This window comes from Pseudomonas sp. SIMBA_068, from assembly GCF_046534705.1.
Classification (GTDB): domain Bacteria; phylum Pseudomonadota; class Gammaproteobacteria; order Pseudomonadales; family Pseudomonadaceae; genus Aquipseudomonas; species Aquipseudomonas putida.
Genome location: NZ_JAWRYI010001173.1, coordinates 1 through 250 on the forward strand (window position 1 = coordinate 1; position 250 = coordinate 250).

Sequence of the window (250 nt, forward strand, 5' to 3'; positions counted from 1 at the left end):
TTGAGGGTTGCGTCGTTGCTGACTTAACGGTCGGACGCGTCGCCGGAACATTGTCACACGGTTGCTCTTTCGGGCAGATCAAATCCAGCATTTTCAGCGTCACGCCATTGGTCCAGCCAAAGCCATCCTGTAATGGATATTCGCCACCGCCGCCCCCCGTTCCGGTGGTGCTGACATCATATTTTTCCACCAGCTTTTTCTCCCGGTCATAGGTGTGCTGAACATTGGTCAGGAAGTGCCAGCTAATGTC

General features: G+C 54.0%; 1 protein-coding gene. It reads right to left on the bottom strand.

Going from position 1 to position 250, the window contains the following annotated elements:
• Positions 1–250 (bottom strand): trehalase family glycosidase (locus SB756_RS33230; RefSeq protein ID WP_410913655.1); only part of this gene is annotated, 250 nt, incomplete at both ends.